17 protein-coding genes and 1 pseudogene are annotated in these 19,780 nt (G+C 70.7%); 12 read left to right on the top strand and 6 right to left on the bottom strand.

What is annotated here, in order from left to right; all coding sequences use genetic code 11:
• Positions 1–160 precede the first annotated feature (160 nt).
• The 4 genes from FLX08_RS08825 (at position 161) to FLX08_RS08810 (ending at position 4,442) form a co-directional block, all read left to right on the top strand.
• Positions 161–754: a pyridoxamine 5'-phosphate oxidase family protein gene (locus FLX08_RS08825; protein ID WP_142617737.1), complete on the top strand. Its 594-nt coding sequence runs from the start codon at positions 161–163 to the stop codon at positions 752–754.
• A gap of 198 nt (positions 755–952) precedes the next feature.
• Complete coding sequence (locus tag FLX08_RS08820) at positions 953–2,254, top strand: GGDEF domain-containing protein (RefSeq protein ID WP_142617736.1); 1,302 nt, start codon at positions 953–955, stop codon at positions 2,252–2,254.
• 10 nt (positions 2,255–2,264) lie between these two features.
• Entirely contained in the window at positions 2,265–3,929 is a 1,665-nt protein-coding gene (gene ettA, locus FLX08_RS08815; RefSeq protein WP_142617735.1) for an energy-dependent translational throttle protein EttA, read from the top strand.
• A gap of 75 nt (positions 3,930–4,004) precedes the next feature.
• Entirely contained in the window at positions 4,005–4,442 is a 438-nt protein-coding gene (locus FLX08_RS08810) for an acyl-CoA thioesterase (protein ID WP_244312499.1), read from the top strand.
• A gap of 100 nt (positions 4,443–4,542) precedes the next feature.
• Here FLX08_RS08810 and FLX08_RS08805 read toward each other — a convergent pair whose 3' ends face one another.
• The 4 genes and pseudogenes from FLX08_RS08805 to FLX08_RS08790 all read right to left on the bottom strand — a co-directional run bounded on the left by FLX08_RS08805 (position 4,543) and on the right by FLX08_RS08790 (position 8,288).
• Positions 4,543–6,093, bottom strand: coding sequence for a glycoside hydrolase family 13 protein (locus FLX08_RS08805; RefSeq protein ID WP_142617734.1), 1,551 nt, complete (start codon positions 6,091–6,093; stop codon positions 4,543–4,545).
• A 36-nt stretch (positions 6,094–6,129) separates the two neighbouring features.
• Positions 6,130–6,489 (bottom strand): annotated as a pseudogene (locus FLX08_RS08800) (globin); the annotation flags it as partial.
• A gap of 52 nt (positions 6,490–6,541) precedes the next feature.
• Positions 6,542–7,537 (bottom strand): mechanosensitive ion channel family protein, encoded by a 996-nt coding sequence (locus FLX08_RS08795; protein ID WP_244312498.1) that lies wholly within the window; start codon positions 7,535–7,537, stop codon positions 6,542–6,544.
• A gap of 490 nt (positions 7,538–8,027) precedes the next feature.
• Positions 8,028–8,288, bottom strand: coding sequence for a hypothetical protein (locus FLX08_RS08790; protein ID WP_142572173.1), 261 nt, complete (start codon positions 8,286–8,288; stop codon positions 8,028–8,030).
• A gap of 335 nt (positions 8,289–8,623) precedes the next feature.
• Between FLX08_RS08790 and FLX08_RS08785 the strand changes: the two genes are divergently transcribed.
• The 4 genes from FLX08_RS08785 (at position 8,624) to purU (ending at position 14,033) form a co-directional block, all read left to right on the top strand.
• Positions 8,624–10,213, top strand: coding sequence for a helix-turn-helix transcriptional regulator (locus FLX08_RS08785; protein ID WP_142617731.1), 1,590 nt, complete (start codon positions 8,624–8,626; stop codon positions 10,211–10,213).
• A gap of 21 nt (positions 10,214–10,234) precedes the next feature.
• Positions 10,235–10,804: a GNAT family N-acetyltransferase gene (locus FLX08_RS08780; protein WP_244312497.1), complete on the top strand. Its 570-nt coding sequence runs from the start codon at positions 10,235–10,237 to the stop codon at positions 10,802–10,804.
• 247 nt (positions 10,805–11,051) lie between these two features.
• Entirely contained in the window at positions 11,052–12,977 is a 1,926-nt protein-coding gene (locus tag FLX08_RS08775) for a tetratricopeptide repeat protein (protein WP_244312496.1), read from the top strand.
• Between the two features lie 207 nt (positions 12,978–13,184).
• Positions 13,185–14,033 (top strand): formyltetrahydrofolate deformylase, encoded by an 849-nt coding sequence (purU, locus tag FLX08_RS08770; protein ID WP_142617729.1) that lies wholly within the window; start codon positions 13,185–13,187, stop codon positions 14,031–14,033.
• Positions 14,034–14,043: 10 nt separating this feature from the next.
• Here the strand turns inward: purU and FLX08_RS08765 are convergent, their stop codons facing one another.
• Positions 14,044–16,107, bottom strand: a complete 2,064-nt coding sequence (locus FLX08_RS08765; RefSeq protein ID WP_142617728.1) for a prolyl oligopeptidase family serine peptidase — start codon at positions 16,105–16,107, stop codon at positions 14,044–14,046.
• A gap of 299 nt (positions 16,108–16,406) precedes the next feature.
• On the opposite strand from FLX08_RS08765, the gene FLX08_RS08760 reads away from it, so the two are divergent.
• Genes FLX08_RS08760 through FLX08_RS08750 form a run of 3 tightly spaced genes read left to right on the top strand, consistent with a single transcriptional unit; the run spans position 16,407 to position 18,034 of the window.
• The gene (locus FLX08_RS08760) at positions 16,407–16,916 is read left to right on the top strand and encodes an HNH endonuclease (protein WP_142617727.1); all 510 of its coding nucleotides are present in this window, start codon (positions 16,407–16,409) and stop codon (positions 16,914–16,916) included.
• Positions 16,917–16,941: 25 nt separating this feature from the next.
• Positions 16,942–17,757, top strand: a complete 816-nt coding sequence (locus tag FLX08_RS08755; protein ID WP_142617726.1) for a GNAT family N-acetyltransferase — start codon at positions 16,942–16,944, stop codon at positions 17,755–17,757.
• A gap of 52 nt (positions 17,758–17,809) precedes the next feature.
• Entirely contained in the window at positions 17,810–18,034 is a 225-nt protein-coding gene (locus FLX08_RS08750) for an FmdB family zinc ribbon protein (protein ID WP_142617725.1), read from the top strand.
• A 180-nt stretch (positions 18,035–18,214) separates the two neighbouring features.
• Here FLX08_RS08750 and FLX08_RS08745 read toward each other — a convergent pair whose 3' ends face one another.
• Positions 18,215–18,709, bottom strand: a complete 495-nt coding sequence (locus FLX08_RS08745; RefSeq protein WP_142617724.1) for a helix-turn-helix transcriptional regulator — start codon at positions 18,707–18,709, stop codon at positions 18,215–18,217.
• A 163-nt stretch (positions 18,710–18,872) separates the two neighbouring features.
• On the opposite strand from FLX08_RS08745, the gene pip reads away from it, so the two are divergent.
• A partial coding sequence (gene pip, locus FLX08_RS08740) for a prolyl aminopeptidase (protein ID WP_142617723.1) occupies positions 18,873–19,780 on the top strand: 908 nt, incomplete at its 3' end.

Raw genomic sequence — 19,780 nt, 5'->3', positions numbered from 1 at the left:
CTTGAGACTCCGCAGAAGGCTTCGGCGGCGCGCGGGACTGGGGAGCCGTCCCCGCTCCCACACCCCCGCTGGGCCGCCCCCGCACCTGCTGGACTGTCCGCTCGCCCGCTGGGGCGTTTCTGCTCCCGCCGTGCGGGATCACCGGGGGGATACTCGGAGCATGGGGAAGAGCTATGAGCGGATAGACGGGAGATTGCGGGCCTTCATCGAGGCGCAGCACATCTTCTTCACCGCGACCGCGCCGCTGGACGGCGAGGGCACCGTCAACCTTTCACCCAAGGGCCTGACCGGCTCGTCGGCCGTGATCGACGAGCTCACCGTGGCCTACCTCGACTTCGCGGGCAGCAACGCCGAGACCATCGCCCACCTGCGCGAGAACGGCCGCATCACCCTGATGTGGTGCGCCTTCGACGGTCCTCCCACCATCGTGCGCGTGCACGGCCGGGGAGAGCCGGTCTTCCGCGACGATCCACGCTGGGCCGGGCTGATGCGCCACTTCCCGGACATCGACCCGACCCGGCACGGCCTGCGGGCGATCATCGTCGTGACCGCCGAGAAGATCCGTGACACGTGCGGCTACTCCGTGCCGTTCATGACCTACGAAGGGGACCGCCCGCTGCACGGATCGCGGTTCGGACGCGAGACCGACGAGTCGCTCGACGCGTACTTCCACAAGAAGGAGCACGTCGCGACCAGTATCGACGGCCTGCCGGGGCTGCCGCTGCCGCTGCCGCCGCTTCCCCGCACCACGTAGCATGCGGTGGGCGGAGCCGGGTCTGCGCGCCGCCCCGGAGGACGCGAAACGCGCGTCGCGCAAACCGCCGCAGATGCCTTTTCAGCCCCTCAGATGCAGATGGCCAACGTGCCAAGGTAGCGGTTCCCGTCGCGCATCGCACACTCCGCAACTATTGTGTTACTCATCGTGAGATGGCTTCGGCTACTGGGGGGCGGGATGACGGCAACCGGTCAGACCTCGGCCAGACCGCGAAGCGCGATCTGCTCGCGAAATCGCTGGCCGCTGCTGGCCCAGCCGCCCGCGCTCGTGTCCTACGTGTGCGCGATCGTGGCGTTCGACGCGGTCCTGATCGCCGTGCTGGCGAAGTCGACCGCGTTCCACGCCCCTCACCTCGTCATGTTCGGCGCGCTCACCGTCTGCGGCGCGGTGTGCATCGAGGCCACCCGCCGCCTCGGCATGCCCGCCGGTGTGTCCCGTGACCTGCTGTCCGCCTGGTGGTTGCCGGTGGCGTTCCTGCTTCCGCCGGTATACGCCCTGCTCGCGCCCATACCGATGCAGATCCTGCTCCAGCTCAGGGTCCGGGCGACCGTGCTGTATCGCCGCGTGTTCAGCGCGGCGGCGATCGGAATCGCGGCGGGCTCCGCCTCGGCCGTCTTCCACCGCTGGGTCCCCTCCGCCGCGGACCTGTCGTCGGGGAAGGGCGAGGCGATCGCGGTCGCGGCGGCCTGTGCGGTGCTGTTCACGGTGCTCAACACCGCGCTGATCGCGGTCGCGGCGCACGCGTCCGACCCGGAGGGCCGTTGGGGCGAGGTTCTGTGGGACCGCGAGCGCGTCCTGCTCGACGCGGTCGAGCTCTGCCTCGGCGTGCTCGTCGCCGTCGTCTGCGGCCTCAACCTGGCGCTGCTGCTGCTCGTGCTGCCGCCCGTCGTGCTGCTGCAGCGAAGCCTGCTGCACGCCCAGCTCCAGGCCGCGGCGCGTACGGACCCGAAGACGGGCCTGCTCAACGCGGCCGCCTGGCAGCGGGAGGCGGACACGGAGATCGTCAGGGCCCAGCGGACCGGAGACGCCCTCGCGCTGGTCCTGGTCGACATCGACCACTTCAAGAAGGTCAACGACACCTACGGCCACTTGGTGGGCGACCAGGTCCTCGCCCAGGTGGCGGCCACGCTCCGCACCCAGCTGCGCGAGTACGACGTGGTGGGGCGGTTCGGCGGCGAGGAGTTCGTCGTGCTGCTGCCCGGCGCCGACGTGCACGAGGCGAGGCGGGTGGCCGAGCGCCTGCGCACCCGGGTGGGCCGGATGGTCGTCCCTGCCGAGCAGGCGACGGTCACGGTCACGGTTTCCGCCGGGGTGGCCATCATGAACGTCCACGGTGAGGACCTGATCGAGCTGCTGGCCGCCGCCGACCTCGCCCTCTATCGAGCGAAGGAGCTCGGCAGGGACAGAGTCTGTCTCCCCGCAGCCCCAGTGGCCCCACCTCCGCGCAGCGCGGACGGCGCTGCCGGTGCGATCCCCTAGGCTTGAAGGTATGCCGGAGTACATCTATACGTTGCAGCGCGTGCGCAAGGCGCACGGTGACAAGGTGGTTCTCGACGACGTCACCCTGTCGTTCCTGCCGGGGGCCAAGATCGGTGTCCTGGGCCCGAACGGCACGGGCAAGTCGACGCTGCTCAAGATGATGGCGGGGCTGGAGCAGCCGTCCAACGGCGAGGCCCGGCTGATGCCCGGCTTCACGGTCGGCATCCTGATGCAGGAGCCGGCGCTCAACGAGTCGAAGACCGTGCTCGGAAACGTCGAGGAGGGCGTCGCCGAGACCAAGGCGATGCTCGACCGGTTCAACGAGATCGCCGAGCAGATGGCCACCGACTACAGCGACGAGCTGCTGGAGGAGATGGGCCGTCTGCAGGACGCGCTCGACCACCGCAACGCGTGGGACCTCGACAGCCAGCTCGAACAGGCCATGGACGCGTTGCGGTGCCCGCCGCCGGACGCCGAGGTGACCCAGCTCAGCGGTGGTGAGCGGCGCCGGGTCGCGCTGTGCAAGCTGCTGCTGGAGCAGCCCGATCTGCTGCTGCTCGACGAGCCCACCAACCACCTCGACGCGGAGAGCGTCCAGTGGCTGGAGCAGCACCTGGAGAAGTACCCGGGCACCGTCCTGGCCGTCACCCACGACCGCTACTTCCTGGACAACGTCGCCAACTGGATCCTGGAGCTCGACCGGGGCCGGTGCTACCCCTACGAGGGCAACTACTCCACCTACCTTGAGGCCAAGGCCGCGCGTCTGAAGGTCGAGGGCCAGAAGGACATCAAGCGCAAGAAGCGCCTGGAGGAGGAGCTGGAGTGGGTGCGCTCCAACGCCCGCGCCCGCCAGACGAAGAGCCGCGCCCGTCTCCAGCGCTACGAGGAGATGGCCGCCGAGGCCGACAAGTATCGCAAGCTCGACTTCGAGGAGATCCAGATCCCGCCGGGCCCGCGCCTGGGCACGACGGTCATCCGGGCCGAGAAGCTGAGCAAGGGCTTCGGCGACCGGCTGCTCATGGACGAGCTGTCCTTCGACCTGCCGCGCAACGGCATCGTCGGCATCATCGGCCCGAACGGCGTCGGCAAGACCACGCTCTTCCGGATGATCACCGGGTCCGAGACTCCGGACACCGGGGCCATCACCGTCGGCGAGACCGTCAAGATCTCGTACGTCGACCAGGGCAGGGCCGGCATCGACCCCGCCAAGAACGTCTGGCAGGTCGTCTCCGACGGGCTTGACCACATCAAGGTCGGCAACGTCGAGATGCCCTCGCGGGCGTACGTCGCGGCGTTCGGCTTCAAGGGCCCCGACCAGCAGAAGCTCGCGGGCATCCTGTCCGGCGGCGAGCGCAACCGGCTCAACCTCGCGCTCACCCTCAAGCAGGGCGGCAACGTGCTGCTCCTGGACGAGCCGACCAACGACCTCGACACCGAGACGCTGTCCAGCCTGGAGAACGCGCTGCTCGACTTCCCGGGCTGTGCCGTGATCACCTCGCACGACCGGTGGTTCCTCGACCGCATCGCCACCCACATCCTGGCGTGGGAAGAGGGCTCGAACTGGTTCTGGTTCGAGGGCAACTACGCCGACTACGAGAAGAACAAGATCGAGCGGCTGGGCGCGGACGCCGCCCGCCCGCACCGCGTCACCTACCGCAAGCTCACCCGCGACTGAGCGGCGTTCCTTGCGCCTCACACGGCCCCCGTCCCCGCCTCCGTGCCGGGAACGGGGGCCCGTTAGGTTTGACCGGTGACCGAGCTACGCCATCCTCCAGAGCAGTCGACCCGTTTCGTCTTCGAGCGCAAGGTGCGCTTCGCCGACATCGACAGCTTCGGCCACGTCAACAACGTCCGCTTCCTCGACTACCTCGAGGACGCGCGGGTGTCGATGTTGTGGGAGCGGCCCCGTGAGCTCGGCGGCCGCCGGCACGACCTGGTGGTCGCCCGGCACGAGATCGACTATCGGCGGCCGCTGACCTTCCGCATCGATCCCGTACGCGTCGAGATGTGGGTCACCGAGATCTCCCGGGTGCGTTTCACCCTCGCGTACGAGATCCGCGACGACGAGACGCTCTACGTCGAGGCGCGCACGGTCCTGGTCGCCTACGACGCCGCGGAGGCCCGCCCCCGGAGGCTCGACGAAGACGAGCTGGCATATCTCAGGCAGTTTCTCGCCGACGCTCCGTGACCGGCCGCGACGGCCGGAGCGGGCGGGCGGAGCCCGCGGCCAGAGCAGGCGCCGAAGCCGGCGGCCGGTGCGGAGACGGGGGGGAGACGGGGGGGGGGGATCAGCCGGTGAGCAGCCAGGCCGCCGTGTCGGCGGGAAGGGCCGTCCCGTCGAGCGGGCCGCTGGTGATCAGCACCTGGTCGTGGGGCGGGAGCGCGACCGCCCCCTCGCCGCAGTTGATCACACAGATCAGGCGGCCCCGCTGGAAGAGCAGCGTCTCCTCCGGCGACTCCAGCCACGTGATCGCGTCGGGCAGTGTGCCGCGCAGCTCGCGCCGCGTCTGCAGCACCCGTCGGTAGAACCAGAGCGTCGAGGACGGGTCGGCCGCCTGCCGTTCGGCCGTGAGGTCCGCCCAGCCGGCCGGCTGCGGCAGCCATGACCCACCCGGCCCGAAGCCGTACGGCGGCTCGGTGCCCGACCACGGCAGCGGCACCCGGCAGCCGTCGCGGCCCGGCACCTCGCCGTTCGACCGCGCGAAGATCGGGTCCTGGCGCGCCTCCGGAGGCAGGTCGGTGACCTCGGGCAGCCCGAGCTCCTCACCCTGGTAGAGGTAGGCCGAGCCCGGCAGGGCGAGCAGGGCGAGCAGCGCCGCACGGGCCCGTGCCAGGCCGGCCCCCGGGTCGAGCGACCCCTGGCCATAGCGGGTCACGTGCCGTACGACGTCGTGGTTGGACAGCACCCAGGTCGGCGAGGCGACGGCCTTGAGGGTGTCGTCGATGACCTTCCTGAAGGCCGTGGCCGACCAGGGGGCCTCAAGCCAGGCGAAGTTGAAGCTCTGGTGCAGCTCGTCGGGCCGCACATACAGCGCGAGGTCCTCGGCCGAGTCGGTCCAGACCTCGCCGATGGCGACGCGGGTGCCGGGATAGGAGTCGAGCACCCGCCGCCAGTCGCGATAGACGTCGTGCACCTCGGGCCGGCTCCAGATCGGCGACCGCGAGCTGAAGCCCGGATCGGTGTCGGGCAGCCCTTCCGCCTTGATCAGCCCCATCGCGACGTCGATCCGGAAGCCGTCCACCCCCCGGTCGAGCCAGAACCGCAGGACGTCGAGGAACTCCTCCCGCACCTCGGGGTTGCGCCAGTTGAAGTCGGGCTGCTCGGGCGCGAACAGGTGGAGATACCACTGCCCGTCGGGCACCTGGGTCCAGGCCGGGCCTCCGAACGTAGACAGCCAGTTGTTCGGCTCTCCGTGGCCGCTTCCGCCGCTTTCCGGGCCCCCGTCCCTGAACATGTACCGCTCGCGCTCCTGGGAGCCCCTGGGGGACGCCAGGGCCTTCTGGAACCACGGGTGGGCCGACGAGCTGTGGTTCGGCACGATGTCCACCATCAGGCGCAGGCCGTGCGCGTGCGCGTCGGCGACCAGGTCGTCGAAGTCGGCCAGCGACCCGAACAACGGATCGACGTCACGGTAGTCCGCCACGTCGTAACCGCCGTCGGCCATGGGGGAGGGATAGAAAGGGGTCAGCCAGATCGCGTCGACGCCGAGCCCGGCGAGGTAGGGCAGGCGGTCGCGGATTCCCGCCAGGTCGCCCACACCGTCGCCGGAGGCGTCGGCGAAACTGCGGACGTAGATCTCATAGACGACGGCGTCACGCCACCAGGGGGTTGTTTCCATGAGTCTTGGGCTGCCCGCTGCTTCGGTCGCTTATGCGTTGACCATGCTGTGGGCGGCGTAGACGATGTAGTCCCACAGCTCCTTCTCGCGCTCGGCCGGCAGGCCGAGGGAGCGCACGGCGTCGCCCATGTGCCTGAGCCAGGCGTCCCGTGCCGCCTCGTCGATGACGAACGGCACGTGCCGCATCCGCAGCCGGGGATGGCCGCGCTGCTCGCTGTAGGTCCGCGGGCCGCCCCAGTATTGGATGAGGAACAGGCGCAGCCGCTCCTCCGCGCCGCTGAGGTCCTCCTCGGGGTACATCGGGCGCAACAGGGGGTCTTCCGCGACGCCCTCGTAGAACCGGCGGACGAGGCGCTCGAAGGCCTCCTCGCCGCCGACCGCCTCGTAGAAGGACAGGGTCTGCTCGCTGGTCACGGTTTCAGCCTAAGACAGTTACCGATGGGTAAGGTCAGGCGGCGAAGGTGAGGCTCTTCTCGTCGAAGGCCCGCTTCACCCGCAGGCGCAGCTCGCGGGCGACCTCCAGGTGCCGCGCCGGCACGGTCTTCACGCTGACGCGGAAGATGACGGACGAGCCCGAGATCGACTCCAGGCCGAAGACCTGCGGCTCCTCGACGATGACCGTGTCCCGGTAGTCCGGGTCCTCCCACATGTCGCGGGCGAGGTCGTTCAGCAGCTCGCGGACCGTCGCCACATCGCTGTCGTACGGCACCGGCACGTCCACCACGGCCCTCGACCAGCCCTGCGACTCGTTGCCGATCCGGGTGATCGTGCCGTTGCGCACATACCAGACCTTGCCGTCGGAGTCGCGCAGGCGGGTGATGCGGAGCGTGACGGCCTCCACCGTGCCGACGGCCACCCCGGTGTCGATCACGTCGCCCACGCCGTACTGGTCCTCCAGGAGCATGAACATGCCGGCGATGAAGTCCTTGACCAGCTCCTGGGCACCGAAGCCGACCGCCACACCGATGATGCCGACGCTCGTGAGCAGCGGCGCCAGATCGACCCCGAGCTTCGCGAAGACCATCAAGGCCGCGGTGCCCAGGATCACGACGGACGAGAGGCTCCGCAGGACCGAGCCCATCGTCTCGGCGCGCGCCCTGCGGCGCTCCGTCATGATCGCCGCCGCGGCCTCCGCGCTCGTCAGCACGCTCTTGCCGCGCAGCCGTTCCGGCAGCACGCCCACACTGGCCCGCATGGTGAGCCGGGTGATCAGCCGGTGCACGACGTTACGGATGATCAGCGCCCCGGCCAGGATCAGGGCGACGAGGAGCAGCACGTCGACGATGCCCGCCACGAGCTGCACCCAGGCGGGGAAATCCCGGTCGGGGAAGGCGCTGTTCATGACGGTGCAGAAGATGCCGTCGTTGTTCTGGCACGCCTGCGACACCTTCTCCCCGAGCACGTCCAGGTCCGGTACGACGGTCGGCTCAGGAGTCGGCGTCACGGGCGACAGCGGCAACACGAGGTGGATCCCCCCTGGATCGGTTCAACGGCAGGTCATGAACGTAGCCAATACTGCCGACTGATCCGGCCTCCGTCACATCGCCGGGGAAGACGGAAGCGCGTCCCGTCCGGGGCCGCGGAGGGCGGACCGGACACGCTCCAGTGACGGTATGGCAGGACGCGGGCGCGCACCCGGAAGCGCGCCCGACGCCGTTCTCCAAGTGGGGATCCCCCCCGATCACCGTCCGGCCCCACCTGCTCGACAGGGCCGGACGGCGGTTCGTGGCGACCGGCGGACCGGTCGGCCCGCCCGCGGGGCGCGGGCGGGGTCGGGGCGGGCGGGACGCCGCAGCGTCGCCGTCGCACCGGGGCGGCGCGACGACCACGCTCCGCACCGGGCGTCCTGCCCACCCCTTCAAAGCCGCGGTGGATGCGGCGGCCCACGGCGCCTGCGCTCTCGCCGGTTCTCACCTCGGGGCCGCCGCCTTCCCCTACTCGCTCACCGCGGCAAGCACGCGGGCCACCTTCGTGGCCGCTCCGGCGGGGTCGTCCGCCCGGTGCATCCGTTCACCCCAGGACCACCAGTAGTCGGCCGCCTGGCAGACGACGTTCTCCGTGAGGCTCGTCGCGTCGGGGTTGATCACGCGTACGTAGGCGCGGCCCGACGGGGTGCGCACGACTCGCGCGAGCAGACCCCGCGCATCGAGTTCGGCCACCAGATGTTCCAGGTGCCGGAAATCGTCCTCCCCCACCGTAGGTCCTCCTTCATTTCCGTTCGCGGGCGGAATGTGTACTTTCCGTTCCCGTCTGTTCACTCTGGTGCGCCCAAGATGGCTCACGGAAGTGCTCGGGTCAACGATGGCGAGAAGTCCCTGAGGTGGAGGAAAACCCATGTTGGTTGAAAGAAAACCCCTATCGGGAGACGATCCTTAGTCGGCACGTTCATGTTGGGGGCTTGGCCGCGCCAACTATGGTCCATCATTATGGTGTCGGCGGAGTGCGACGAGTAAGTCACTCTCCGTCACGAAGCGAGGACCGCTCGAGACCACGGGCTGCGAGTGCGGCCGGCCACGAGAGAGGGGCCGGAATGTCCGGCAGGCAACACAGGGAGACGGAGATCGCGCGCCGGATCCGGGCGCGGGGCCTGGCCGCCGGGCGCAGCCTGGCCCAGATCGCAGAGGAGATCCACAAAGACTGCGGAGCGCAGTTCGGCACGACTCGCATCAAGGCACATCGCCTCTCACACGGTGTGGCGCTCGCCGACGTGATCGAGCAGGTGCGCGCTCTCTTCGAGAAGGACGGAAAAGCCGTCCCCGGCATCGGCGAGACGCTACTGTCCGCGTACGAGTCGGGCATGAAGCGGCCCGGCCCGGAGTATCTCCACTACCTGTGCTCGGTCTACCGGGTGGAGCCCCTGGCCCTCGGGTTCGAAAGCCCGTGCATCTGCGGCCACGGACATCCGGGCGAATCAGGTGGCGGGGGCTCGGAACAGGACAGAAATATCACTTCACCCGCTCCGTGGGCTGCGCCCGCCCCGTCGGGCGGCGGCACCCATCCGGTGGACGGGGGCGAGGAGGACGAGAACGTGCTACGGAGGACGCTGTTGAGGCTCCTCGCCGGCGGCGCCGTCGGGTCGGTCGGGCTCAAGGAGCTCAACGAAGAGGTGCTCGGCGCGGTGGAGAACCTCCGCCGGCGGATGGACGAGACGATGGTCACAGCCACCGTCTCGCCGGCGATGCTCGACCAGTGGGAGCAGGCCACGTTCGGCTTCGGGCGGCAGTACATGAACACCCCGCCCGTACGGCTGCTCTGCGACGTCATGCTGGAGTTCACCGCCGTGCGCAAGGCGCTGGACCGCCGGCAGCCCATCGACGTGCAGGAACGGCTGTGCCGGATGGCCGCCCAGCTCGCCGGGCTCTCGGGAATGATCATGATCGACCTCGGGGACCAGCGGATGGCCCGCTCGTTCTTCCGCACCGGCCGGATGGCGGCGGACGAGACCGGCGACCGGGCCCTGCGGGCCTGGGTCACCGCCCGCGAGGCGCTGGTGCCGCTCTACTACGGCGACCCGCGTGAGGCGCTCACGCTGGCGAAGAAGAGCCGCGACCTCGCCGGCCACACCCCCTGTGCCGCGCGGACCATGGCGCCTGTCGTCGAGGCGAGGGCGCTGGCGAAGATCGCCGGTGTCAACGGCTCGCGCCACGAGGTGGTCGAGCAGGCCAAGCGGGCCCTGCACCGCGCCAGGGCGGCCTTCCAGCAGATGAACGACAGCGACCGGGAGGACCCGGCGTTCGGCTACACCGAGCGGCAGCTCTACTTCTACCAGGGTGACGTCCTGGTGAAGCTGGGGCAGACCGTCGAGGCCGACGTGATCCTGCAGCAGGCGCTCGACAAATACACCGACGAGGACCTGCTCGACCAGACCCTGATCCGGTTCGACCGGGCGATGTGCCGCCTCATCGACGGCGACGTCGACGCCGCGCTCAAGCTGGGCGAGGAGGCCATCGAGCTGGTCGACAAGGACTACCGGACCGACCTGCTGCTCAGACCGGCATATGACCTGGTGAAGGAGATCAGGGCCAAGCACGGCGACTCGGCTCGGCTCCAGGCCTTCTGCGAGATGCTCAAGGAGAGCCGGGTCGAGGTCCCACCGGAGCTGCTGCGGGACGCCGGGTGACGTGGGTACCGAGGAGGACGTGTGGCAGGAGGAGACGCGCTGGCGGGAGATCTCGAGCCGGGAGATCCCGTGAGGGGCGGGGAGAGCGGGCCCGCGCCGTTGAGGATCCGGCGATACCGCTGGTCCGACCTTGACGCGGTGTGGTCCCTCCATCAGATCGGCCTGGCCCAGGTGGGCGTCGTGCCGGGTGACGGCGTCTACTACGACGACGACTTCCCCCGGATTACCGAGGTCTACCTGAGGGCCGGGGGCGACTTCCTGGTGGGGGAGGTGCCTGGAGCAGGGCTCGTCGCGATGGGCGGCCTGCGGCGCATCGACGCCGGCACGGCCGAGATGTGCCGGCTCCGGGTCCATCCCGACCACCAGCGGCGTGGCTACGGCGCACGGATCACTCAGGAGCTTGAGGATCGGGCGCGCCGGCTCGGCTACAGCACCCTGCGCGGCGACACCACTATGCGTCAGGTAGCCGCGCTGGAGCTCTATCGCAAATCCGGGTGGCGGGAGCTGCGACGCGAGGTACGCGGCGACAACGTGGTGATTTATATCGAGAAGCAGCTAAATGCCGTCGTCTCGCCACTTTTCTCCCGATAGATAATGCTTCCATCCCTTGGCGGATAGCTGATCTGTGCGAATACTTGTGCCTTGTCCGCAAGAGTGGGGAAAGAGGCATGATGAAGAAGATCATTATCCGTAAGCCGGGGACGACCAAGCTCAGCGGCACCTCGAGCGTGATCCACAAGGGGTGAGGGTCCACCCGAGCCACATCTGGGTCCGGGGAGACCTCTCCCGGGACCGCGTGGCGGCCCTCCTCGCGCTTCCCACGGAGGTGCCGCCTTCCGTGGCGCCCGTCGTCAACGGGCACCGACGGCTACGCGGTCCGTACACGATCGGTGGCGCGATTCTGCGCGCCCTCGTCCCGGTCGCATTGGAGCGTTCCCCGGGCCTGGTGGCGGAACACGACATCGAGATCCGCGCCGTCGCTCCGAGCCTGCGCCCTCTGGTGCCGGCGCGACGGCAGACCATCGAGGCCCGTCTGACCGAGGACGAGCGGATCCTCGTGCCCGCGCCGCGCCGTACGCTCCGGATCGCCAACGGGATCGCCGAGTTCGTCCGCGACTGCCTCGAAGGGCCGCGGACGCTGCTGGTGGACAACCTGCACGAGGCGGACCCGGCCGACCGCGAGCTGCTGCGCGTCCTGGCGCGCCGGGTGCCGGATCTGACGCTGGCCCTCGGCTCCCCGGAGCCCCCATGGAAGGACACGGGGGAGGGCACGCGGCTGGTGGAGGCGCGGGCCCAGGGCGGGCCGCCCGACGACTACGTCGCCTCTGACTGCACCTCCGACGACCCCCGGGCCTACCGGGCCTACCTGTCGCTGCCGCCCGAGGAACGGGCCCACCGGCACGACCGGCGCGCCGCCGAGCTGATGGCCGACCCCGCGGCGGCGGAGCACGCCCTGGGCGCGGTGCCGTACCACCTGGAGCACGGCGGCGACGTGGACGCGGCGGCGCGGGCCCTGTGGGCCGCGGTGGACCACTGCGTCACCGAGGGGCTCCTGCACGCAGTTGTGGAGCTGGGCTCGCGCGGCCTGCGGCTGGTGGAGCCGGGGTCCGACCTGTGGTGGCGCTTCACCCACCGCACCGCGACGGCCCTGGCGGGGCTGGGCCGCCGGGCGTACGCGCAGGAGCTGTACGACCAGGCGCGCAGGGTCAGCGTCGATCCGGCCGTGCACGCCGCCGCCGCTTACGGCACGGCGATGCTCGACGCGCGCGACCGCGATCCTGCGCGGCGCGACCTGGCCAGGGCCAGGGCCTGGATCAACGAGGCGATAGCCATCTCGACGCTGCTGCCCGACCGGCGGACGCGAGCCTTCAAGCTCGGGTTCGACCAGAACGGCCGCGCGCTGATCGAGCTGCGGGAGGGGCGGACCGACGAGGCGCTCGGCCTGGTGCAGTCGGCCATCGACCTGGCCGAGCGCGATCTTCGGCCGGACACCCACCCCGTGCACCGGATGGTGCTGTTCGGCAACCGCGCGCAGCTCCTCGCACGCCTCGGCCGGCCGGAGGAGGCGCTGGCCGACTTCGACCGCGCCGTCGCGATCGACCCGGGCTTCCCCGACCACTATCTCGACCGGGGCAACCTGCTGTTCGAGATGGGACGTACGGACGAGGCGCTGGCCGACTACGAGGCGGCGATGCGGGTCAGCCCGCCGCTGCCCGAGGCGTACTACAACCGGGCGGAGCTGCGCCTGGCCGCCGGGGACCTGGACGGCGCCCGGGCCGACCTCGACCACGTGATCGAGCTCGACCCCGGCTACCTCGACGCGTACGTCAACCGGGCCGGCGTGCTGGAGATGCTCGGCGAGCACGAGGCCGCCAGGCGCGACGTCGAGGCGGGGCTGGCCCTCGACCCCGGCAACGCGCACCTGCACGGCGTGCTGGGGCAGCTGGAGACGGAGGCGGGCCGCTACGCGGAGGCCGCCCTGGCCTTCGACGCGGCGCTGGCCGCCGACGCCCGCCTGGCCTCGGCCTGGGCGAACCGCGCGACCCTGCGGTTCGAGACCGGCGATGCGCGGGGCGCCGTCGACGACCTCACCCGGGCGATCGAGCTGGGCGAGGACGCGGCGCTGTACTTCAACCGGGCCACCGCGCTCGACGCGCTCGGCCGGGGCCGGGAGGCGCTGCTCGACCTGCGCCGGGCGCTGGCCCTGGCCCCGGACGACCCCGACGTGCGGGCGGCGCTGGAGCGGCACGAGAAGGAGGGCTGACGCGGGGGGAGCGCTCACGGCGGACGGCCACCCCGCCGTCCGCCGTCCCCGCCTCCACCGGCCGTCTTGGCCTCCACCGACCTGCCGTCCCGGTCGCCAGCGGCCTACCGGCCCCGCGTCCGCCGTCCCCGCCGCTGTGGGCCCGCGTGTGCCGACCGGGTGGCCCTACCCTTGTAGCCGATACCGTCACCCGTCGAGGATCTGAGCATGAGCGCTGAATATGTGCTGACCCTGTCCTGCCCGGACCGGCCGGGAGTGGTCGCGGCCGTCTCCGGGCTGCTGGCCGGGAAGGGCTGCAACATCATCGAGAGCCAGCAGTTCGGCGACCCCGTCGAGGAGCGGTTCTTCATGCGCGTGCAGTTCTCCAGCGGGCGCGCCGTCGACGAGCTGCAGGCCGAGTTCGCCGCGCTCGCGTCGGAGTTCGCCATGGAGTTCCAGCTCTTCGACCTCGCGGTGCGGACGCGGGCGCTCGTGCTCGTCAGCCGGTTCGATCACTGCCTCAACGACCTGCTCTATCGGGTGCGCTCGGGCCTGCTGCCCATCGAGATCGTGGGCGTCGCGTCCAACCACCCCGACCTGCGTCCCCTCACCCAGTCGTACGGGGTGGACTACCACCACCTGCCGGTCACCCCGGACACCAAGCCCCGGCAGGAGGCGGAGATCCTCACGCTGGTCGACCACTATCAGGCCGACCTGGTCGTGCTCGCCCGCTACATGCAGGTGCTCTCACAGGAGATGTGCGCCAAGCTCGCCGGGCGCATGATCAACATCCATCACTCGTTCCTGCCGTCGTTCAAGGGCGCCAAGCCCTACCACCAGGCGTACTCCCGCGGCGTGAAGCTGATCGGCGCCACGGCGCACTACGTGACGCCCGACCTCGACGAGGGGCCGATCATCGAGCAGGAGGTCGCGCGGGTGAACCACACCCACTCGCCCGAGGACCTCGCCGCGATCGGTCGCGACCTCGAATGCCAGGCGCTGGCCCGGGCCGTCCGCTGGCACGCGGAGCACCGCGTGCTGCTGGACGGCCACAAGACCGTCATCTTCCCGCGCTGACCTCCGCGCCTCAGCCGACCTTCAGGCCGGTGTGCCGGGCCAGGAACGCGAGCTGGTCGGCCGAGAGCTCGACCGACCGGCTCACGGCCCGGGCGCCGTGCCCCACCTCGGTCTCGTTGCGCAGCAGGATCGGGCGGTCGCCCGCCTGCGCGTGCTGCAGGGCCGCCGCCATCTTCCACGCGTGCAGGGGATGGACGCGGGTGTCGGACGCGAACACGGCGAACAGCGTGGCCGGGTAGGACACCCCCTCACGCACGTGGTGGTACGGCGAGTAGCCCCACAGCCAGGCGAACTCCTCCGGCACGTCGGCCGAGCCGTACTCGACGTTCCAGGTCGCCCCGAGACCGAACTTCTCATACCTGATCATGTCGAGCAGCGGGGCCAGGCAGACGACGGCCGCGTACAGGTCGGGGCGCTGGGTGAGCGCCGCGCCGACGAGCAGGCCGCCGTTGGAGCCGCCCGAGATGGCGAGCTGATCCCGGCTGGTGACGCCGGTGGCGATGAGGTGCTCGGCCGCGGCGTGCAGGTCGTCGAAGACGTTCTGCTTCTTGCCGAGCATGCCGTCGCGGTGCCACTGCTCGCCCTCCTCGCCGCCGCCGCGGAGCTGGGCGACCGCGTAGACGCCGCCCGCCTCGACCCACGCCAGCGTCGTGGCGGAGAAGCCGGGGGTCATCGGGACCCCGAAGCCGCCGTAGCCGTACAGGATCGTGGGACGGGGCCCGGAGCCGGGGCGCGAGGTGACCAGCATGCGTACCTCGGTGCCGTCCTTCGACCGGTAGACCACCTGCTCGGTCGTCGCCTCGGGCACCTCCACCGCGCCGGGAGGCGCCTCCCAGAGCGAGGTCTCGCCGGTGAGCGCGTCGTAGTGGTACACGGCGGTCGGGGTGATGCCGTCGGTGTAGCTGAACCAGGCCTCGTGCCCGCCCTCCGGGCGCTCGAAGATCCCTCCGATGGAGCCGAGCCCCGGCAACGGGACCTCGCCGATCCGCTCGCCGGTCTCCAGGGCGTGGACGGAGATCTCGCCGATCGCGTGGCGGGTCCAGCCGACGAGCAGGACCGGCTCGGCCATGCCGTCGAGGATCGCGAAGTCGGACAGCACCGCCTCGGCGTCCTCGGGGATCAGGTCGCGCCAGTGCTCACGGCCGGGTGTCTCCGGCGAGGTGACGCAGACCCGTCCACGCGAGGCGTCGAGATCGGTGAAGACGTAGAGCCGCCCGTCGCGGCCGAAGTGGAGCCCGGTCTGGGCGTCGACGTCCTGCTGCACGGTGACCAGCTCCGGCGCCTCCGGCGACGAGGCGGCCAGATCCGCCACCCACAGGTCGTTGCGCGGGGCGGTTCCCCGCGAGGCGGAGACCGACAGCCACCTGCCGTCGAGGGAGACCGATACCCCGTAGTAGTTGGTCTTCTCCAGGCCCTCGCCGAAGATCAGCACGTCGTCGTCGGGCGAGGTGCCGACGCGGTGCAGGTAGACGCGGCGGTGATACTGCTCCTCGCCGGCCGGGACCAGCGAGGGCGCCAGCCTGCGCACGTAGTAGAACGCCTCCCCGCCGGGTAGCCAGGCCACGGGGGAGTAGCGGCAGCGGTCGATCGGCCCCTCGATGATCTCTCCGGTCGCCACGTCGACGACGTACAGGCGCGACTCCTCGTCACCGCCGACCGAGATCTGGTACGCCAGCCGGTTGCCCTCCTTGTCCGGCTGGTAGGAGTCGAGCGTGGTCAGGCCCGAGGGGTCGAGGGTGGTGGGGTCGAGCAGCACCCGCTCGCCGTCGCCGTCCGCGACGTACAGGACCGGGTGCTCCTGATCGGGGGCCCGGCGGGTGAAGAAGCGGCGCTCGCCGCGCCAGGACGGCGTGCCCACCGACCCGGAACGCAGCAGTTCGGCGATCCGCTCGCGGAAGTGGTCGCGCCCTTCGAGCTCGGCGGAGCGGAAGAGGGTCTCCTGCGCGTCCAGCCACTCCTTCGTCGCCGGATCGTCCGGATCCTCCAGCCACCGGTACGGGTCGGGGACGGGCGTTCCGTGGAGATCGTCGACGATGTCGTCACGGCGGGCTGGCGGGTACGGCACTCGGCTCATGCTGGCACTTTAAAACAGCCGGACGACTGCGACGGTACATCGGCCGTACCCGGCCAAGACGGGAATAAAGGGGTGAACACCTGGGCATAGAAGCAGCAGGCGTCCCAGTCGTTCACCTCCTAGACCCTTTATGGGGTGGCGCAGGGGCCGCCGAAAAGGCCACACTTTGGTGAAGGGCGGTGCCGTGGTGACGATCCGCTGGGCCGTCCGGCGGAGGTCCCTGTGACGGAAGCACCCGGGTCCCAACCGACGGGGCCACAACCCAGGCGCACAGCCGAGACCGCTGTGGAGGCCGGCTGATGCGCCAAGTCCTGCTCCTGAACGCCACATACGAACCGCTGACCACGCTCTCCCTGCACCGGGCGGTCATCCTGGTGCTGAGAGAGAAGGCGGACGTCGTGCACCGCGACGGCCGGGGCGCGGTCCTGCGCTCGGCCACGCGCACGCTCGACGTCCCATCGGTGATCCGGCTCCGGCGTTATGTCCGCATCCCCTACCGGACGCGCATCCCGCTCACCCGGGCCGCGCTGATGCGCCGGGACAACTTCCGCTGCGCCTACTGCGGCCAGCGGGCCGAGACCATCGACCATGTCATCCCGCGATCCCGGGGTGGCCCTCACACGTGGGAGAACTGCGTCGCCTCGTGCACGCCGTGCAACCACCGCAAGGCCGACAGGCTGCTGGAGGAGATCGGCTGGGCGCTGCGGGTGGCCCCGGTGGTGCCGCACGGTGCGCACTGGCGGCTCATCGGCGCGCAACTCGACGGCGATCCGCAGTGGGCGCCCTACCTGTCGGAGACGGCGGCCTGACGGGCGACGCCATGAGGTGGACGTCATGAGGTGGACGATCACCGCCGACGTGGAGGAGTACGCCGCGGCGGCGGAGCCCTGGCTGCTGCGCGATCCCGTCCGCAACACGGTCATGCTGACCGTGCTGCGCGGGATCCGCAGTGGTCAGTTCACGGCCGATCCCCTGCTGGCCTGGCTGGAGGACGGCGACACCGTGGCGGGGGCGGCCTGCCAGACCCCGCCCTATCCGCTCGCGCTGGGCGACGTCCCGCTCGCGGCGCTTCCCCTGCTGGCACGCGACCTGATCGAGCTGGATCACAACGTGCTCGCGGTCGGTGGCCCGGTGGCCGTCTCCGAGGCGTTCGCGGCCGCGTGGTGGCGGCCGGAGACACGCCGCCGGGCCGAGCGGCTCTACCGCCTCGGCGCGCTGCGGGCTCCCGCCGCGCCGGGGAAGCCCCGGGTCGCGGGCCCCGGCGACCTGCCGACGGCCGTGTGCTTCATCCGGGAGTTCCAGCGCGAGGCGCACGTCGAGCGCACGGCCGACCCCACTCCGGTCGTCGCCGCCCGTGTCAACCGGGAGGAACTGATCGTGTGGGAGGACGACGACCGGCCCGTCTCCATCGCCGGTGTCTCCGCGCCGATCGCCGGCATGTCGCGGATCGGGCCCGTCTACACCCCGCACGATCTGCGCGGGCGCGGGTACGGCAGCGCCGTCACCCACGCGGCCTGCAGGAAGGCGCTCGACGACGGCGCCACCGAGGTGCTGCTGTTCACCGATCTGGACAATCCCACGTCCAACTCCATCTATCAGCGGCTCGGCTTCCGACCCATCGCCGACTACGCGACCATCCACTTCGGCTGAGCCGCCTCTCCGGGACGCCCGCGTACGCCGGGCCTGGCTTTAATCTGGACGCATGCCTCGCTATGACTACCGTTGCCGCGCGTGCGGATCGACGTTCGAACTCAACCGTCCCATGGCTGAGGCCGGTGACCAGGCGGTCTGCCCCTCCGGCCACGACGACACCGTGAAGCTGCTGTCCACGGTGGCCGTCACGGGCAGGGCGTCCGGGGCTTCCGCCGCCCGTCCCTCGGGTGGCGGGGGTGGCGGTTGCTGCGGCGGTGGCTGCTGCGGCGGCTGAGCCGCGTCTGTCCTGTGCCTTCTCCGGGCTGCCCCTGCCTGCCCCAGGCTGTCTCCGGTCTGATGCCGGCCGCAGGCGCGGGTGGCCGTGCGGCCCGCGGGCGTGGCGCCACGCCCGCGGGCGGCGTGACCGGGCCGCAGGGTCAGGGAGCGGAGCCGGGCGGCCGGGTCAGGAGCGTCTTCAGGCCGCGGACGGGCGACCGGCCCGCGAGCGGCGTTGGAACGGCAGGTAGCGCTGCGGCAGGTGAGCACGCGCCGGCAGGTCGGTCGGCTCCACCGCCAGGATGCGGTCGAAGCGGAACGCCCTGATCGAGCGGCGCATGCGGCACCAGCCCACCAGATACCAGAACTCGCCGTGGACCAGGCAGGTCACCGGCTCGACGTCGCGGACCGTCATCCGGCCCGCCGCGTCGTGATACTGGATGCGGATCACCAGGCGCGCGGTGATCGCGTTGGCCACCGCCCGCGCCCGGCGGGCGACGTCGGTGGGCAGCGGAGTGGTCAGGGTGGTCAGGGTCGTGGCGATGACGTCGTCGTCCAGATCGAGGTGCTCGAAAGCGTGGCGCAGACCGCGCCGGGCGGTGACCGACTGCGGGCCGGCACCGAGGTGAGCGAGCGACAGGGCGAGGGCGGCGAGTTCCTCGGCGGTCAGCGAGTGCCGAATGACGTTGGCCATATCTCGACAATAGCGACGAGGACTGACATTTTTCCGAACGTGCGCTCGGGAAAGGCGCTAGGTTGGCCTGTCCTCCCGGTCACCGTTTCCTGTCCGGGACGCCTGACCGCCGACGGAAGAAACCGGTCGTCCCGCCGATGCGCGCCACTGTAGTTTCTTCGGCGTGTATCCCGCCATAGAGCCGTACGACCACGGGCACCTGGACACCGGCGACGGCCACCTCGTCTATTGGGAGGTCTGCGGGAACCCCGAGGGCAAGCCCGCGCTCGTCGTCCACGGGGGCCCCGGCTCGGGCTGCACCCCTGGCCGGCGCCGGGCCTTCGACCCCGCGCGCTACCGCATCATCCTGTTCGACCAGCGCAACTGCGGCCGCAGCCTGCCCCACGCGAGCGACCCGGCCGCCGATCTGACGACCAACACCACTCATCATCTGATCACGGACATGGAGCGGCTGCGTGAGCACCTCGGAGTCGAGCGGTGGCTGCTCCACGGCGGGTCCTGGGGATCGACGCTCATCCTCGCCTACGCCGAGGCCCACCCCGAGCGAGTGTCGGAGATCGTCATCACCGGCGTCACCATGACCCGCCGCTCCGAGATCGACTGGCTCTACCGGGGAGTGCGCCGGTTCCTTCCTGAGCAATGGCAGCGCTTCCGCTCCGGCGTTCCCGAAGACCGGCGTGACGGCGACCTCGTCACCGCCTACGCGTGGCTGATGTCCAACCCCGATCCCGGCGTGCGGGCCAAGGCGGTTCGCGACTGGGTGGCGTGGGAGGACGCGGTGATCGCGCACGAGGTCAACGGCAAGCCGGACGCCTACAGCGACCGGCCTTCCGCCGCCCTGCATGCCTTCGTCAGGATCTGCACGCACTACTTCTCGAACGCCGCCTGGCTGGAGGAGGGTGTCCTGCTGCGCGACGCGCACAGGCTGGCCGGCATCCCCGGTGTGCTCGTCCACGGCCGCCTCGACCTTGGGGGACCGCTGGAGACCGCCTGGCAGCTCGCTCAGGCCTGGCCGGACGCGCGCCTGGTCGTGGTGGACGACGCGGGCCACACCGGCAGCGAGGCCATGCG

Origin of the sequence: Microbispora hainanensis (assembly GCF_006874475.1) — a bacterium.
Taxonomy (GTDB): Bacteria; Actinomycetota; Actinomycetes; order Streptosporangiales; family Streptosporangiaceae; genus Microbispora; species Microbispora hainanensis.
The sequence above is the reverse complement of the archived record's forward strand: the minus strand, read 5'-3'. Positions and strand labels throughout refer to the sequence as shown.